Below are 16031 nucleotides of genomic sequence, written 5' to 3' on the forward strand. Positions count from 1 at the left end.
TCTCAGAAAAAGGAGATAGATTTTTTGTTTTCCTTCTTGTGATTTAAAAGGTGAATACCTTGTTTCTTTATGAACAAAATAAAAGCAATTGAAGTGGAAAATCACATTGAAAGGATGTGCACAAAAAATGGTCATAAAAATCAGTAAGACAATCGAAAATATCCAACAATATAGTCAGCCTTTTCATGATATAGAGGATTTAAACGGTTTAATCGAAAAGGCTAGTAAAGCAAAATACATATTACTGGGAGAAGCCACCCATGGTACAGCAGAATTCTATACCATTCGAGGAGAAATCAGAAAAAAATTAATACAAGATCATGGCTTTACTTTTATTGCAGTAGAAGGAGATTGGCCGTCTTGTTATGAAGTGAACCAGTATGTAAAAGGTCATTCAAATTATTCTCATGCTAGAGAAGTACTATCTCAGTTTCACAGATGGCCAGCATGGATGTGGGCAAATGAAGAAATCATTCCCCTTATTGAGTGGCTAAAAGCATATAATCTTGATAAAAAGGAAGAAGACAAGGTTGGATTTTATGGCATAGACGTGTATAGCTTATGGGAATCGATGGAGACAATTGTTGCTTATTTACAAAAAATAAATTCACCAGATTTGGATAAAGCGATGCAAGCAATTACTTGTTTTCACCCCTATAACAAAAGGCCAGAGCAATATGGCATGTCTGCGGCTTTTTTGGGAGAAAGCTGTAGAGAGGAAGTCTTAGAGCTTCTAAATTCTATTGTATCGAAAAGAAGGAAATACATGGAAGAGGATAAAGAGTCCTACCTTAATTTGCAAATCAATGGACTAGTGTCCAAAAATGCAGAAGCCTATTATAAAGCAATGGTTACAGACGATATCGAATCATGGAATATTCGTGATTATCATATGGTAGAAGCTTTAGAGATTGTCAGCCAATTTTATGGGAAGGCAGCAAAGGGGATTGTTTGGGAACATAATACGCATATTGGTGATGCAAGAGCTACTAGTATGGAACAAGAAGGATTAGTGAATGTTGGGCAAATCACGAGAGAAAAATTTGGAGAACCCAATGTGTATGCAGTCGGTTTTGGTACATATGGTGGGACCGTCATTGCAGCAGAAAAATGGGGGGATCGCTACAAAATAATGGATATTCCACCTGCACAACTTAATAGCTGGGAAGAGCTACTTCATCGTGCTGGCTCCTTTAATAAATACCTAACCTTTACAGAGGAAAATCGTTACTTTTTTGAGCATACAATCGGTCATCGTGCCATTGGGGTAATCTATGAGGCAGCATATGAACATTATGGGAATTATGTACCGTCAAAAGTTTCAGTCCGCTATGATGGATTTATTTATGTAGATCAATCTAAGGCGGTAACACCGATTGCTTTTTCAAACGAGGGTGAAACTCGATTAGCAAAGGACACTTAAGATTCAAGAAAAATAATTAGCCAAAAAAGTGAAGGGATTTTTGCTTTTTTGGCTTTTTTTCATCTTAGGTAAGATTTTACTTAAACAAGTAACAAATAAATTTATCACGGAATAGTATAGCAACCGGAGCTTGAATTTTGAAAATTACAAAAAGTTCTGAAGAATAATATATAGAGGGTGACGTTAATTGGAGAGGAAGGCAACAGAAACAAAAATGGTTATTGTAGTTCGAAAAGATCTGTGTATGACAAAGGGGAAATATGTAGCCCAAGGTAGTCACGCAAGCTTAGGATTAGTATTAGATATGATAAAGCGCGAGGATGTGCATACACAAGCGATATTAGAAAAATGGTTCAGCGAATCTTCGACTAAAATATGTGTTTACGTCAAAAGTCTAGACAAATTACATGAAGTGAAAAATAGAGCCATCGAAAAGGGAGAAGCGGTTAAATTAATAACAGACAGCGGCTTGACTATGTTTCATGGAGAAAAGACAGATACTTGTTTAGCCATTTTAGGGTATAGAAACAATGTGGATGAAATTACAGGGCATTTACAGTTATTGTAATAATAAAGATAGGAGTCTTTTTCATGAAAATGAAAAGAAATTCAGCCCTCTGTACAGCTACTTATAAAGGTTTAGGAACTTAACCTATAAAGAAAATTAAATAAATTCCGTATACCTTATCAGGCACGAGGGATGGACTAATATCCTTCTATAGTGCCTGAAAAACTTTTTTGTAAATCACTTTATCTAGTTAAGTCCTCATTTAGTTACTATTTTGTTCTATTCAAACCCAATCTACTTGAGTTCTAATCGTCCATTTTTAAAAGAATGTTGAACTCTATAACTATCCTTTGGAAAAATAAATGTCCAAGGCATACTCACTTGGGAAGGAATGACTAGGTCTGGTAGTGTGAATTCTTTTTCTGCAATCACGTTATCATTAACACTGTATTGTATTGGTGCATTTTGAAAGGTAAGGGGATGTTCCGTAAAATTATGAACCAATACGGAGACAAGTAGCGCTTCTTTATGATTGATTGCTTCTCGGATAGGAGAAAAAATAACACTCGAGCTATTTAAATGTTTTGTTTCATTAAAGAATTTTTCTATATTATCTCGATCCTGAGGGGCAATTTGCTTGTCCCAGGAAGATTCAAATTGTAATTGCTGCATCATTATGACCACCTTTGAAATGAAGTGTAACATAAGTGAGGGAGAGAAATCTATTAAAGGAGTTATATTTTCCTTTCTTTTCTTATCATTTTCTTTTTGAAAACCCTCTAAACAGAACAAATGTTTTGGTGTAGAATAGTTAATGTTGCATTAAAACTATTAACTATTAGAGGTGGAATCAACTTGAATGGAACATCACATGCTGTAATTGGATCAGCAACAGGATTTATTGTTGCCCATACAGTGCAATCCACACCAACAGAGACATTAGTGTGTGTCGGTTTAGGAGCTGTTTCTGGATTAATGCCTGATTTGGATATTGACGGGAAACTCCGTGGGAAAATTACTTTACCACATCAAATGATCCAACTGTCTGCACAAGTAATCGGAATACTTATGGTTTTATATAGTTTCTTCGAAAAAACAGCAGTAGAGAGGTGGATGGGGGTAGGGATAGGTATTTTGATTTTGTTTATCGCGTCCTTAATTAAACAAAAACATATGCTAACGATAACAGGAATAACCGTTCTGATGGGAGGACTTTCTGTAGAGGAAAGATGGATTATTCTTCTAGGAATCTATATTATGATTGCATCTTTCACTTCTCATCGAAGCTACACTCACTCTATCTTAGGGGTGGTGTTCTTTGGAATTATTGCCGCTGATTTAGAGAACTCTCTTGGAATTCAGGGGGTATACTATACTTGTATTGGTGGATATATCAGTCATTTAATTGCAGATTTAAAAATTTTTCCGTTTAACAAAAGAGGGGTTAAGCTATTCTTACCATTATCATCAAAGGAATTATAATAGTTTGCTAGAATATATCTATTTTTTATACATATCAAAAGTTAGCTAGGAAAAGCATCCCCCATTTAAATTTGAATGGGGGATTGTTTATATTAGACTTTAGGCAATGTGTCATTGATCTAATTAGGTGAAATCGAAGTTCCTTTTTCGTTATGTTATAATATGGAAAAAGGGAGGTCTTTATGTATGGGCTATGGTTTTCGAAAGAGTTTTAAAATAGCTCCTGGTGTTCGGGTGAATGTTGGAAAAAAGAGTGTTGGGGTAAGCGCCGGTGTAAAAGGGCTTAGATATAGCGTGAACTCTCGAACCGGAAGTAGAGTGACTGCTAGTATCCCAGGAACTGGTTTATCCTATACCACTTCAGGTGGCAGAAGTAGAAAGTCGTCTGCCTATCAAAGACAGGCAGATATAAATAGAAGGCAACGAGAAATAGACAAGTTGAATGAGTTAGAGCAGGCAAGACTTGCAGTAGAAGCCTATGAAAATACAATCGAGCGAATCCATAGCATTCATATCGAAGCAGATGAACCTGTTAATTGGATTAAAGTAAGAGGTTCAGATGCTCCTTATCATCTCCCAAATGGAGAAATGGGAGAAAAGGAAAAACTAGCTTTACAGAAGCTTCAAAATTATAAACCCGGAGTTCTTTCCAGGCTTTTTAATCGGCAATCTGCTGAACAAAAGTTACAAGAAGAGGTTATTGCTGTTAGAGAGGAAGATAAACAAGATTATCTTGCTTGGGAGCGCGATATAAAGATTGCTACAAAGGTGTTGGAGGGAGACATTGATACTTATTTTCAAGTCATTGACGCATTTGCACCGTTGGATGATTTAACGGAATTTGGAAGTGGATTTGAATTCAGTTGTGGTGATCCGAAAGTAATGGAAATCGAATTTGAAGTAAATGCGGAGGATGTCGTTCCAAAAGAACAATTATCTTTAACAAAGACTGGAAAATTATCAAGAAAGCAAATGCCGAAGGGGAAGTTTTATGATATTCAGCAAGATTATGTCTGTAGCTGTATATTAAGAATTGCCCGTGATATGTTTGCGCTATTACCACTACATACGGTCTACATACATGCAATAGATAATCGTTTAAACACTGCAACTGGATATATGGAAAAAATCACTATTCTTTCTGTGAAATTGGACAAAGGAAAACTAAATCGATTAAATTTTGCTAATATTGACTGCTCCGATGCATTAGAAAACTTTGAACACAAGATGAATTTTAAAAAGACAAAAGGGTTTGAGGCAGTTAGTAGACTTATGGTTGATTAAGCGGATAAGGTTAGAAGCGTGGGTATAGTTACTCACGCTTTATTAATCATGAAAAATTTTCCTGGAAGTTGATTCTTTTGGGTACATACTACAACTAGAGTTTACGCAAATAAAAAATTTAAAAAATTGAAAAGAAAGCATTTACAAAAATAGCAATTCCGTTTATTATGTGTTTAGTTAACAAAAAAATGTTTGATTCAAACATTTGGTGTGAAGAACATAATAGGGAGAACTGCATAATATGGAAAATTTGCAGCAATTAAATAAAAGACAAAATAAAATTTATCAACTTCTATTGAATGAAGGAGAGATCAAGATTCAAGACCTTACAGAAACATTTGGCGTGGTCGAAATGACGATTAGGCGGGATCTTGATAAAATGGAGAAATTAGGATTTTTGAAACGAACATATGGAGGTGCGATTCTCGCTTTTGAAGATATTGTCATTAATAAGAGAGAATTATTAAACAGAAGGGCAAAAGAACTCATTGGGCAAAAGGCGGTCAAATTTGTTCAGGAGGGGGACGGCATTTTTGTAGATGCAGGTACGACCACTCCATATTTTGTTAAAAACCTACCTGTTGATGCAAAGCTTTCCATCACAACAAATGCCATGAATGTTGCTTCGAAAATTCATGGGAAAAACAAGGAAAAAATTATTTTAGGTGGCATGATAAGAGAGTCCACGTCGTCGCTTTATGGACCAATTGCCATTTCAACATTAAACAATCTTTCTTTTGATAAAGCCTTTTTAGCTGCATCTGGTTTCACGCTTAACCAAGGTTTCAGTAACTCGAATATTTTTGAAGTGGAGATTAAGCAAAAAGTAATAAAGCAATCAAAAGAGATAACCTTCCTTATAGATCATAGCAAATTTGACACTCAATTTATGCACAAAATAACCTCGCTTGAAAACATAAATCGAATTATCACAGACAAAACACCCTCTAATGAATATTGTAAGTTAATTCAGAGCAGTGGAGTTGAATTAGTCGTATGTAGTAACAATTGATAGAACCTCTCTATTAATTGTTATTTATACGAACATGTTCATTTAGCATATTACAATATAATCCATCTTTATTAAAAAAACTCTACCAATAATTTTCTAATTCCTTTTATGAGTGAAACTTTTTTAATGAATAAATGGAATGAAATGTGAATAGAAAGTAAATAGCCTTTGATTAGTTTTGGTGAAAATCAAAAGTGTTTCTAAATACGCATTAAATGTAAGCGCTTAAAAATGTATTTGGCATCCGGATATTAAGTCACAATGGTGATTTTAATATATAAAATTACTTCTATAAACAAGGGGGATATGTATGAAGAAGTTTTTGATTGGATTATTGACATTGGTACTAACTTTTGGGTTAGCTGCATGTAATACGAGTGAAGAATCTAGTAGTGAAAAGGATCAATATGTATTTGGCTATACGTCGATGACACAATATAACCCGTATTTTCAAGTAGTAGAAAAAGCAATTAGAGATAAGGTAGAAGCTAATGGAGATAAGTTAATTACGACCAATCCTGCTATGGATGTGGAGCTTCAAATTAATCAAATTGAAGATATGATTGCTCAAGGAATAGACGCAATTTTTCTAAATCCTGTTGATTGGGAAGGAATTAGACCAGCATTAGCGATGTTAAAGGAAGCGAATATCCCAATCATCAATTACGATGCAGAAGTGAAAGATATGGAATATATAACGAGCTATGTAGGTTCAGATAATAAGAATGCCGGAAAAGTTGCTGGAGAAGATTTAGTGAAGAATTTTCCAGATGGAGGAAACATAGTTATCCTTGATAGTCCAACAATGAATTCAGTTAATGATCGAATCGAAGGATTTATGGAAGCGATTGAAGGGAAAAATTTTGAGATTGTTGCACAGCAAGATGCCAAGGGAGACTTAGAGACAGCGTTAACGGTGACAGAGGATATCCTTCAAGCCCATTCTGACATTATCGCTATAATGGGTGGAAATGATCCAACAGCTTTAGGTGCATTAGCAGCTGTTAAAGCTGCGAATATAGAAGGAATTGCCATTTATGGAGTTGATGGATCACCTGATGCGAAAACTGCAATTGCAAATGGAGAAGCATTAATCGGAACAGGAGCTCAATCGCCTATCTCTATTGGAGAAAAGTCGGTCGAAGTCGCTTATAAAATACTAAAAGGCGAAGACTATGAAAAGAAAATTCCAGTAGAAACCTTCATCATTAATAAGGACAATGTGGAGGAATACGGAACAGATGGCTGGCAATAAATGATGTGAATATACATTCTTAGCGACTGAACAAATAGAAGGAGAAGAAATATGCAATTTTAAAATGGATCTTATATTGAATTCTCCTTCTACATTTTAATGGGGTGGGATTATGTCTACGAAATTATTAGAGATGAAGGACGTTTCTAAACGTTTCCCAGGAGTTTATGCCTTAAAGGGTGTAGAGTTTGAACTAAATAGGGGAGAGGTTCATGCTCTCTTAGGGGAAAATGGAGCTGGGAAATCAACACTTATGAAAATACTTGGTGGGATATATTCTATTGATGAAGGAAAAATTTTTATTGATGAGCAAGAAGTAGAGATAAAAGATGTTAAAGATGCTCAATACAATGGTATCAGCATTATCCATCAGGAAATTATCTTAGTCCCATACTTAACGATAGCGGAAAATATTTATTTAGGAAGAGAACCTTTAACAAAAACAGGGTTTGTCGATAAAAAAACAATGTTTTCCAATGCAAGAAACCTTTTAGATAAATTTGAGTTGGATCTATCGGAAAAGAGTGTAATTAGTGAGTTGAATGTTGCACAGCAACAAATGATTGAAATTATTAAAGCAGTTTCTTTTCAAGCGAGAATTATTTTAATGGATGAACCAACTTCTTCTTTAACGGAAAAAGAGGTGAATTTTCTTTTTAAAACAATTCGTAATTTGACAGAACAAGGTGTGGGGATTGTTTATATTTCACACCGCATGAATGAACTATTTGAAATAACAGATAGAATTACAGTGATGAGAGATGGAACCTATATTGGGACCGTTCGTACGCAAGAAACGACGGAGAACCAATTAATTTCTATGATGGTTGGTAGAGAACTAACTAACTATTATGTTAGAGATTATTTTAAAGTAGGAGAAACAGTTTTAGAAGTAAAGAATTTATCAAGGGAAAATTATGTGAATCATGCGGACTTCCAATTAAATAAAGGCGAAATATTAGGTTTTTCCGGCTTAGTTGGTGCAGGGAGGTCAGAGCTGATGAAATGTATTTTTGGCATTGACCCCTTTGATGAAGGAGAAATTTATCGCGACGGCAAGAAAATTACGATAAAAAACCCGAATGATGCGATTAAACACGGGATTGCCTATGTTACGGAAAATCGGAAAGAAGAAGGCCTGTTTCTCATTCAGTCTGTTAAATACAATATTACGATAAAAGTTTTGGATAAGGTGATCAAATTTCTTCGCGTAAAAAAGAAAATCGAAGACCAGTATGCAGAGGATTTTATTAAAGAATTAGCGATTAAAACCCCAAATAGTGGGCAAATAGTAAAAAATTTAAGCGGTGGTAATCAACAAAAAGTATTGATTTCTAGATGGCTTGCGACAAATCCTCAAGTGTTGATATTGGATGAACCAACAAGAGGAGTCGATGTCGGTGCAAAGGCAGAGATTTATGCGATTATGAATCAGCTCGTGCAAAAAGGGGTTTCCATTATTATGATATCTTCTGAGCTTCCTGAAATTATTAATATGAGTGACAGAGTAGCTATTATGTACAAAGGTAAAATTCAAAAGATATTAGAGAAAAAAGAGAGCTTTAGTCAAGAAGTAATTATGCATTATGCTACTGGAGGTAATTAAGATGGCTCAAGCAGCACTAAAGGAGAAAAAGAAAGATAATTTTTTATGGAACTTAGGTTCAAGTATTATAACCTTTATACGGGAAAATTTAGGTATTTTAATAGGGTTACTTGCTTTATGTATTATTATTTCGATTATTAATCCCAACTTTTTATCCTCTAATAATCTATTAAATGTATTAAGACAAACGTCCACCAATCTATATTTAGCCCTTGCTATGACGATGATTATTATTTTAGGTGGGATCGATTTATCTGTTGGCTCCATTATGGCAGTAACTGGAGTAGTTACGACTTTAATGATTGCAACATTCGGGGCACCGGTATTTATAGCTGTATTAGCTGGTTTATTTGTGGGGCTATTAATCGGTGCTTTAAATGGTTATGTTGCTGCAACAACCGTGATTCCTCCTTTTATTATTACGCTAGCCACTATGAATATAGCGAGGGGAGCGGCCTATGTAATTACAGATGGAAAGCCAGTCAGAGTTATGTCTGATTCCTTCAATTTCATTGGATCTGGTTATATTGGTGGTGTATTGCCGATGCCTGTGCTTTACCTTTTAATTCTATTAATCATTTGTTACTTCATTATGAATAAAACGCGACTTGGTCGTCACATGTATGCTGTGGGTGGGAATGCGGAAGCAGCGAAATTTTCAGGAATAAACATAAAAAAGGTACAATTTTTTGCTTATACATTTAGTGGATTAATGGCTGCAATTGCAGGTATTGTGTTAGCATCGCGTATGTTTTCTGGTCAACCAACAGCGGGAGAAGGTGCAGAATTAGATGCGATAGCGGCAGTTGTGTTAGGCGGCACGAGTATGACAGGAGGCTATGGGAAAATCGGCGGCACAGTTATCGGGGCACTTATTATTGGGGTGCTTAGCAATGGGCTAAATCTGATGGGAGTAAGCTCCTTTTGGCAATACATTGTAAAAGGTGTTGTAATTCTAGTTGCTGTCTATGCAGATGTTATTAAAAGAAGAAAAGCATAAATGGACATAGAATAGGGGGGAGGATTAGATGAAAGAGGGAATAACAATCGCTGGAACAATTGCTGTTGACGAAATAAAAAAAATTGAAAAATACCCTAATCAGTCAGAGCTGACGACAATAAAAAGCGTAATGCGATCCATAGGAGGAGCGGTATCTAACTGTGCTGTTTCTTTAGCAAGAATAGATGGAGAGTTGCCTATAGATACGTTAGCAATGATAGGAGAGGATGAGAGGGGCGACTATCTTAAAGAGCGACTATCTCACTATAAAAATATTGATAGTAGTCAAGTGAAAGTGTTAGGAGATACACCATTTACCGATGTTTATCAAGATGCAACTAGCAGAACATTTTTTACTTATAAAGGAAACGGTCTTTATTTCGATGAGTCAAAAATAGATTATCAACAGCTGCGCACCAAAATTTTTCATCTCGCTTATATTTTATTATTAGATGGGCTAGATAAGGAAGACAAAGAATATGGAACAAAGACGGCTAAGGTGTTAAGGAATGTACAAAAATTAGGAATCAAGACGTCTATTGATATTGTCAGTGAGAATAGTGATCGCTATCAAAAGCTTGTGCCACCGTGTCTTAAATTCACGAATTATTGCATTATAAATGAACTAGAAGCAGGTAATAGTGTTGGCATAGCATTAAGGAATGGGGATGGAAAGCTGATTGAACACAATATTAGAAAAGTGTTATATCGCTTAAAAAAATTAGGTGTCAAGGATTGGGTTGTTATCCATACACCAGAGGGAAGTTTTGGATTTGATGGAAAAGAGATTCATAGTATACCATCTTTACTTATTGATAATAGCTCAATCAAAGGCACTGTTGGAGCAGGAGATGCTTATGTATCCGGGGTACTGTATGGTGCTTTGAAGGCGTTTTCTTTATGGGAGGCAATGCAATTAGGTACTGCAGCAGCAGCTTCCTCGTTATTCGAGGCGGATGGAACATCAGGTGTAAAGGCATATGATGAATTAGTAAAGATGTATCAGGAATACCCGAAGAGAAATAAAGTGGAAATATAGGAGGAGGGCTACTATGTTAGTAACTTTAAAGGAACTTTTGATAGAAGCAGATAAGGGGAACTATGCAGTCGGGGCTTTTAATTGTCCAACATTAGAATCTGTTAGAGGAGTAGTAGAAGCGGCGGAGGAGCTAAGAGCGCCAATCATTCTTGCACACGCAGAGGTGCATAATGCTATCATTCCACTTGAAATAATGGGTCCTATCTTAGTAGAGTTTGCTCAAAAAGCATCCGTACCAGTTGCTGTTCATCTTGATCATGGAACTAATTTAGAAATGGTGAAACAGGCTATTGATATTGGCTTTACCTCTGTTATGATAGATGCCTCACATAAAGGCTATGAGGAAAATATTCAAATTGTGAAAGAGGTAGTGGAATATGCTCATAAACAAAATGTTTCAGTTGAAGCAGAGCTTGGTATGATGACTTCCTCTGGTCTTGGAGGAGAAGAAACATATAAGGAAAAATCACATGCATCAGAGAATGCAGCAAACTATTATACAGATCCTTCAATTGCAAAGGACTTTGTCGAGAAAACGAATATTGATGCATTAGCTGCCTCCTTTGGTACCGTCCATGGAATCTATGTGACAAAACCAAATTTAGATTTTGATCGATTAGAAAGGATTTATGAAAATATTCAAAAACCTGTTGTTATGCATGGAGGATCAGGTTTAAGTGAAGAAGAGTACAAAACAGTAATAAATAGGGGAGTAAGAAAAATTAATTACTACAGCTATGCAGCCAAAGCCGGTGCATACGCTGTAAAAGAATATTTAGAAAAAGAAGAGAACCCCTTCTATCACGATTTAACCGTAGTAGCAAAAGAAACTATCAAACAAGATATAAAGAAAGCAATAAGTATTTTCTCAAATAAATGAAGGAACGAGGGGGGGCGGTTATAGTCTGCTTCCCTTTTTGATTTTCAAAAGGGAAACGGTAGAACAAGTGCCCTGATTTTCTACTTGCATTTTTCCACAAAAGAGATTAATATATAAATCGTAATGATTACGATTTAAAAAACGGAATGAAAGAGTGATAAAATGAAAAAAATACCTGTTACAGTGTTAAGTGGCTATTTAGGTGCTGGGAAGACAACTTTGCTTAATCATATTTTACATAATAGAGATGGGTTGAAGGTTGCGGTAATTGTCAATGACATGAGTGAAGTAAATATTGATAGTGAACTAGTGCAAACAGTTGGGGGTTTTTCCCGTACAGAAGAAAAGCTAGTCGAAATGTCAAATGGCTGTATTTGCTGTACACTTAGAGAAGATTTACTTGTAGAAGTGGAAAGGCTTGCGATGGAAGGGGATATTGATTATATCTTAATCGAATCATCTGGAATTAGTGAACCAATCCCAGTCGCACAGACTTTTTCTTATATTGATGAAGAAATGGGAATTGATCTTACAAAGTTTTGTAAACTAGATACAATGGTAACGGTAGTCGATGCAAATCGGTTTTGGCATGATTATGAGTCTGGTGATTCACTCTTAGATAGAAAAGAAGCAGTTGGGGCAGGGGATGACAGAAATGTTGCTGATTTATTAATTGACCAAATTGAATTTTGCGATGTGCTTATTCTTAATAAATGTGATTTAGTTGCACCAAAGGATTTAGATAAATTAGAGAAAGTAATTAAAACTTTACAACCTGTTGCTAAAATTATTCGAACCGTTAATAGTGAAATTACACCGCAAGAAATCTTAGATACAAATCTATTTGATTTTGACCGGGCTAGTGAGTCAGCAGGATGGTTGCGTGAATTGAATATTGGTCCTAGTATGCATACACCGGAAACAGAGGAATATGGGATTAGCTCTTTTGTTTATGCTAGTAAAAGACCTTTTCATTCGGAACGCTTTAATGATTGGTGTCATTCGATGCCACTCTCGATTGTTCGTGCAAAAGGAATAGCATGGTGTGCCTCAAGGAATAATTTAGCCCTACTTTTATCACAAGCTGGGCCGTCTGTAAGTATTGAACCCATCTCTTATTGGGTTGCATCACTAACAGAAGCTAGACAGATGGAAATTCTTCGTGTTAATCCAAGATTGAAGGAAAGTTGGGATCCTAAATTTGGTGACAGGCATACAAAGCTAGTATTTATAGGAATGGATTTAAACGTGGAGCTGATAAAAAAAGAATTGGAAGATTGCTTATTAACAGATGAAGAGTTTTATGGAGATTGGCAACAGTTAAGCGATCCGTTTCATTGGCAAGTAGCAGCAAGATAGTTTTGTGAAAGCAAATAACTTGCAAATCGTAACCATTTCGTTTTATTATAAATATGCATCTGAAAGATGGGTTATTTTCACATGTTAAATCGTAATGATGTCGATTTATATAAAGGAGGATAAAGATTGTGGCCAAAAAATCCAAGGTAGTAAAAGAGAAAAAAAGAAGAGCAAAGGTGGAGAAATATGCTGCCGTTCGCAGAGAATTAATCGAAAAGGGGGATTATGAAGCATTAAGAAAGTTACCTAGAGATTCTTCCCCAACACGATTGAAAAATAGATGTGAAGTAACGGGAAGACCAAGAGGTTATTTAAGAAAATTTAAAATGTCTCGAATTGCCTTTAGAGAATACGCTCATAAGGGACAAATACCTGGTGTGAAAAAGTCAAGTTGGTGATACGTATATTCTATTAAATAGAGGAGGACTTTATTATGAAAAAAGGAATACATCCTACTTATCAGGAAGTTGTTTTCATGGATGTAAATAGTGGCTTTCAATTTTTATCTGGATCAACGAAAACTTCTAAGGAAGAAATTATCTGGAAGGATGGAAAAACCTACCCACTTATAAAAGTGGAAATTAGCTCTGATACCCATCCGTTTTACACTGGTCGTCAAAAATTCTCTGATCGTGGCGGTCGAGTGGAGCGGTTTTATGAGAAGTATAAAAATACAAGAAAGTAATCTTTTGATAAATGAATGAGATATTTCAACAAAATGTTTTAACTCCTCAACTTAAGTGAATAATTTCTAATAAACACTATTTCACAACAAGGAGGAGAAATATATGAACGACCAATTGGAAAGAATGAAGAATCAAAAAGGGTTTATTGCCGCATTAGACCAAAGTGGAGGCAGTACACCAAAAGCATTGTTGAATTACGGAGTACCTGAAAGTGCCTATACAAATGAAGCAGAAATGTTTGATAAGGTGCACCAAATGCGGACAAGAATTATTACATCTCCAGCTTTTGATTCTCAGTATATTCTTGGTGCCATTTTGTTCGAGCAAACGATGGATAGTAAGATAGAAGGCATGTATACAGCTGATTATTTAGCAGAGAAAAAAGGGATTGTTCCTTTTTTAAAAATTGATAAAGGGTTAGCTGAACCTTCAAATGGAGTTCAATTGATGAAGCCGATCACGGATTTAGATGAAATCCTCCAACGTGCAAAGGAGCGCCATATTTTTGGAACGAAAATGCGCTCAGTTATTAAGGAAGCAAATTCTGAAAGTATCAAAGCAGTAGTGGATCAGCAATTTGAAATCGGAAAACAAATAATGGAAGCAGGGCTAGTGCCAATTATTGAACCAGAAGTGGATATTACTAGTCCAGATAAAGAGCAATCAGAAGCGATATTGAAAGAGGAACTATTAACAAATCTAAATAGTCTAAAAGAAGATGAAAATGTCATGCTTAAGCTGTCCATCCCTACAGTTGCTAATACTTACAAAGAATTGACTACACATCCAAGAGTAGTGCGAGTAGTAGCACTTTCAGGTGGATACAGCAGAGAAGAAGCAAATCAAAAATTAAAGGAAAACGACAATATCATCGCAAGTTTTTCTCGAGCGCTAAGCGAAGAGTTAAACGTTAACCAATCAGAAGAGGAATTTAATGCTGCATTAAAAGAAGCTGTTACGTCTATTTTTGAGGCTTCTACTGAGAAGACAGGAAAGTAGTGGGTTTTGCTTTTAGTGATTTCGAATGAGTTAGGATATAAGGAGAATCTAAATTGTATTAAACTTGAAGGCACCAGATAAAGATAATCTAATCTGGTGCCTCTTCCTATTTGTACTTATTAAATGATAATTAAATTGCTATGCTATGGCGGAAAATGAAGTAGCAATAAGCTCATCTATTCTATTAGGCAAAACGTATACAAAGGAAAATAGCTTATTTTATATAGGAAAACGACATACATGAACCGATAGACTTGTCAGAAATATGTAAGCACACACTACTCACAGTCTTTAAATATATAAAGTGTAAATTCATTCTCTTAAAATATGATAATATTAAGAAAACTAAATTGACAAATAAAAATGTAAGCGTTATATTTCGTTTGTAAAAAAGTATTTAATAGGTAAGAAATAGCGAGATTAATAGGTTTTTCAAAAACGTTTTAATTAATGAAAATAAAGTGTTCTAGTAAATGTTTTTTAACATTCTATTCTCTTAATTGTTCTCATAAATTATGATGTTATCTATTTTTCAAGCTGAAAGGAAGGTGTGAAGGGAAAGGCAGAAAAGAGCAAGAGCTGAAAGGTGAAATAAAAAGGCTAAGAACCGAATAGTTTATATAAAGGAGAATGAGTCATGGATAAAAATATTCTAGGAAATAACGTTATTACACAAATAGGTATTTTAGTTCACGATATTGAAAAAACAAGCCAGGCTTATGCAGACTTTTTTGGAATAGATAAACCTGATTGGTCAATGACTGATACGGCTGCTATTGCACAAACAGAATATCGTAAACAACCAACACAAGCACGCGCGAAACTTGCCTTTTTTGATATGGGTTCCCTTCAGCTTGAATTAATTGAACCAGATCATAATCCAAGTACATGGCGCGAATATTTGGATGAACATGGGGAAGGTCCTCATCATATCGCTTTCGTTATTAATGGGATGAAGGGAAAGGTTGCTATGATGGAAAGAAATCAAATGCCTCTTCTTCAAAAAGGCGAATATACGGGTGGAAGATATGCATATATGGATACATTTAATGATTTAAAAATTATCCTAGAATTATTAGAAAATGATTGATAGCGCTTTAATATTTATACGGACAATAGTATGTAATTGAAAGCCATGGAGAGGATAGGGAATCATTATGATTATCATCCATTTTAGCTATAGTTGGTGATTATTATCACCGTAAGGAATTAGCACTACAATCTTTAGAAGAGTCATTATCTCCATATTTTTCAAACGGTGAAATGCAATTAGAGATTTGTCAGAGTGTAAACTTATTGGAGAAGCTTGCAAGAAAAAATGATGCAGGCATACTTTTTTCAGAAAACAGAGTGAATCCAACAGATGATAAAGTGAATACATGGATGACAGAAGAAATAACGAGTGGCATCATACAATATGTAGAAACAGGTGGAGACTGGCTGGCATGGCATTCTGAATTATAAGTATATGGAGATGGTTAGTGGCTAATTTAAATAT

17 protein-coding genes are annotated in these 16031 nt (G+C 35.3%); 16 read left to right on the forward strand and 1 reads right to left on the reverse strand.

Annotated elements, in window-relative coordinates; genetic code table 11:
• The first annotated feature begins 127 nt into the window (after nt 1-127).
• Both ACTQ5K_RS11215 and pth2 read left to right on the forward strand, forming a co-directional pair.
• Complete coding sequence (locus tag ACTQ5K_RS11215) at nt 128-1423, forward strand: erythromycin esterase family protein (protein WP_051640967.1); 1296 nt, start codon at nt 128-130, stop codon at nt 1421-1423.
• Between the two features lie 187 nt (nt 1424-1610).
• Nucleotides 1611-1991, forward strand: coding sequence for an aminoacyl-tRNA hydrolase (gene pth2 / locus ACTQ5K_RS11220; RefSeq protein WP_197030885.1), 381 nt, complete (start codon nt 1611-1613; stop codon nt 1989-1991).
• Nucleotides 1992-2225: 234 nt separating this feature from the next.
• On the opposite strand, the gene ACTQ5K_RS11225 is transcribed toward pth2, so the two are convergent.
• A complete protein-coding gene (locus ACTQ5K_RS11225; RefSeq protein WP_031537979.1) occupies nt 2226-2606 on the reverse strand; it encodes an SLAP domain-containing protein in 381 nt (126 codons plus the stop codon).
• Between the two features lie 180 nt (nt 2607-2786).
• Here ACTQ5K_RS11225 and ACTQ5K_RS11230 point away from each other — a divergent pair, with 180 nt between their 5' ends.
• The 14 genes from ACTQ5K_RS11230 (at nt 2787) to ACTQ5K_RS11295 (ending at nt 15997) form a co-directional block, all read left to right on the forward strand.
• Entirely contained in the window at nt 2787-3413 is a 627-nt protein-coding gene (locus ACTQ5K_RS11230) for a metal-dependent hydrolase (RefSeq protein WP_031537978.1), read from the forward strand.
• Between the two features lie 186 nt (nt 3414-3599).
• Nucleotides 3600-4697 (forward strand): DUF4236 domain-containing protein, encoded by a 1098-nt coding sequence (locus ACTQ5K_RS11235; RefSeq protein ID WP_031537977.1) that lies wholly within the window; start codon nt 3600-3602, stop codon nt 4695-4697.
• A gap of 241 nt (nt 4698-4938) precedes the next feature.
• Nucleotides 4939-5709 (forward strand): DeoR/GlpR family DNA-binding transcription regulator, encoded by a 771-nt coding sequence (locus ACTQ5K_RS11240; RefSeq protein WP_051640966.1) that lies wholly within the window; start codon nt 4939-4941, stop codon nt 5707-5709.
• 310 nt (nt 5710-6019) lie between these two features.
• Entirely contained in the window at nt 6020-6964 is a 945-nt protein-coding gene (locus tag ACTQ5K_RS11245; RefSeq protein WP_031537974.1) for a sugar ABC transporter substrate-binding protein, read from the forward strand.
• Nucleotides 6965-7076: 112 nt separating this feature from the next.
• Complete coding sequence (locus ACTQ5K_RS11250; RefSeq protein ID WP_031537973.1) at nt 7077-8570, forward strand: sugar ABC transporter ATP-binding protein; 1494 nt, start codon at nt 7077-7079, stop codon at nt 8568-8570.
• A 1-nt stretch (nt 8571) separates the two neighbouring features.
• Nucleotides 8572-9570, forward strand: coding sequence for an ABC transporter permease (locus ACTQ5K_RS11255; RefSeq protein ID WP_081836651.1), 999 nt, complete (start codon nt 8572-8574; stop codon nt 9568-9570).
• Between the two features lie 28 nt (nt 9571-9598).
• On the forward strand, nt 9599-10609 hold the full coding sequence (locus ACTQ5K_RS11260) for a carbohydrate kinase family protein (RefSeq protein ID WP_031537971.1): 1011 nt from the start codon (nt 9599-9601) through the stop codon (nt 10607-10609).
• Nucleotides 10610-10622: 13 nt separating this feature from the next.
• The gene (locus tag ACTQ5K_RS11265) at nt 10623-11489 is read left to right on the forward strand and encodes a class II fructose-bisphosphate aldolase (protein ID WP_031537970.1); all 867 of its coding nucleotides are present in this window, start codon (nt 10623-10625) and stop codon (nt 11487-11489) included.
• 162 nt (nt 11490-11651) lie between these two features.
• On the forward strand, nt 11652-12848 hold the full coding sequence (locus ACTQ5K_RS11270; protein ID WP_441993910.1) for a GTP-binding protein: 1197 nt from the start codon (nt 11652-11654) through the stop codon (nt 12846-12848).
• 128 nt (nt 12849-12976) lie between these two features.
• A complete protein-coding gene (gene rpsN, locus ACTQ5K_RS11275) occupies nt 12977-13246 on the forward strand; it encodes a 30S ribosomal protein S14 (RefSeq protein WP_441993911.1) in 270 nt (89 codons plus the stop codon).
• A gap of 35 nt (nt 13247-13281) precedes the next feature.
• Nucleotides 13282-13533 carry a type B 50S ribosomal protein L31 gene (locus tag ACTQ5K_RS11280; protein WP_031537969.1) on the forward strand — a complete coding sequence of 84 codons (252 nt, stop codon included), beginning with the start codon at nt 13282-13284 and terminating at the stop codon, nt 13531-13533.
• Nucleotides 13534-13636: 103 nt separating this feature from the next.
• Nucleotides 13637-14533 carry a fructose bisphosphate aldolase gene (locus tag ACTQ5K_RS11285; protein ID WP_441993912.1) on the forward strand — a complete coding sequence of 299 codons (897 nt, stop codon included), beginning with the start codon at nt 13637-13639 and terminating at the stop codon, nt 14531-14533.
• Between the two features lie 637 nt (nt 14534-15170).
• Entirely contained in the window at nt 15171-15623 is a 453-nt protein-coding gene (locus tag ACTQ5K_RS11290) for a VOC family protein (protein WP_441993913.1), read from the forward strand.
• 173 nt (nt 15624-15796) lie between these two features.
• Nucleotides 15797-15997, forward strand: coding sequence for a hypothetical protein (locus tag ACTQ5K_RS11295; RefSeq protein ID WP_441993914.1), 201 nt, complete (start codon nt 15797-15799; stop codon nt 15995-15997).
• Nucleotides 15998-16031 lie beyond the last annotated feature (34 nt).

Source organism: Niallia sp. Sow4_A1 (assembly GCF_052116745.1).
In the GTDB taxonomy this organism is placed as follows: Bacteria; Bacillota; Bacilli; order Bacillales; family Cytobacillaceae; genus Niallia; species Niallia hominis.

Excerpts from the sequence above, each read along its gene's own strand:
- ACTQ5K_RS11290 (WP_441993913.1), top strand. The coding sequence starts at position 15,171 with ATGGATAAAAATATTCTAGGAAATAACGTTATTACACAAATAGGTATT.
- ACTQ5K_RS11265 (WP_031537970.1), top strand. The coding sequence starts at position 10,623 with ATGTTAGTAACTTTAAAGGAACTTTTGATAGAAGCAGATAAGGGGAAC.
- ACTQ5K_RS11215 (WP_051640967.1), top strand. The coding sequence starts at position 128 with ATGGTCATAAAAATCAGTAAGACAATCGAAAATATCCAACAATATAGT.
- ACTQ5K_RS11280 (WP_031537969.1), top strand. The coding sequence starts at position 13,282 with ATGAAAAAAGGAATACATCCTACTTATCAGGAAGTTGTTTTCATGGAT.
- ACTQ5K_RS11270 (WP_441993910.1), top strand. The coding sequence starts at position 11,652 with ATGAAAAAAATACCTGTTACAGTGTTAAGTGGCTATTTAGGTGCTGGG.
- ACTQ5K_RS11235 (WP_031537977.1), top strand. The coding sequence starts at position 3,600 with ATGGGCTATGGTTTTCGAAAGAGTTTTAAAATAGCTCCTGGTGTTCGG.
- ACTQ5K_RS11245 (WP_031537974.1), top strand. The coding sequence starts at position 6,020 with ATGAAGAAGTTTTTGATTGGATTATTGACATTGGTACTAACTTTTGGG.
- ACTQ5K_RS11260 (WP_031537971.1), top strand. The coding sequence starts at position 9,599 with ATGAAAGAGGGAATAACAATCGCTGGAACAATTGCTGTTGACGAAATA.
- ACTQ5K_RS11285 (WP_441993912.1), top strand. The coding sequence starts at position 13,637 with ATGAACGACCAATTGGAAAGAATGAAGAATCAAAAAGGGTTTATTGCC.
- ACTQ5K_RS11240 (WP_051640966.1), top strand. The coding sequence starts at position 4,939 with ATGGAAAATTTGCAGCAATTAAATAAAAGACAAAATAAAATTTATCAA.
- ACTQ5K_RS11225 (WP_031537979.1), bottom strand. The coding sequence starts at position 2,606 with ATGATGCAGCAATTACAATTTGAATCTTCCTGGGACAAGCAAATTGCC.
- ACTQ5K_RS11250 (WP_031537973.1), top strand. The coding sequence starts at position 7,077 with ATGTCTACGAAATTATTAGAGATGAAGGACGTTTCTAAACGTTTCCCA.
- ACTQ5K_RS11295 (WP_441993914.1), top strand. The coding sequence starts at position 15,797 with ATGCAATTAGAGATTTGTCAGAGTGTAAACTTATTGGAGAAGCTTGCA.
- ACTQ5K_RS11255 (WP_081836651.1), top strand. The coding sequence starts at position 8,572 with ATGGCTCAAGCAGCACTAAAGGAGAAAAAGAAAGATAATTTTTTATGG.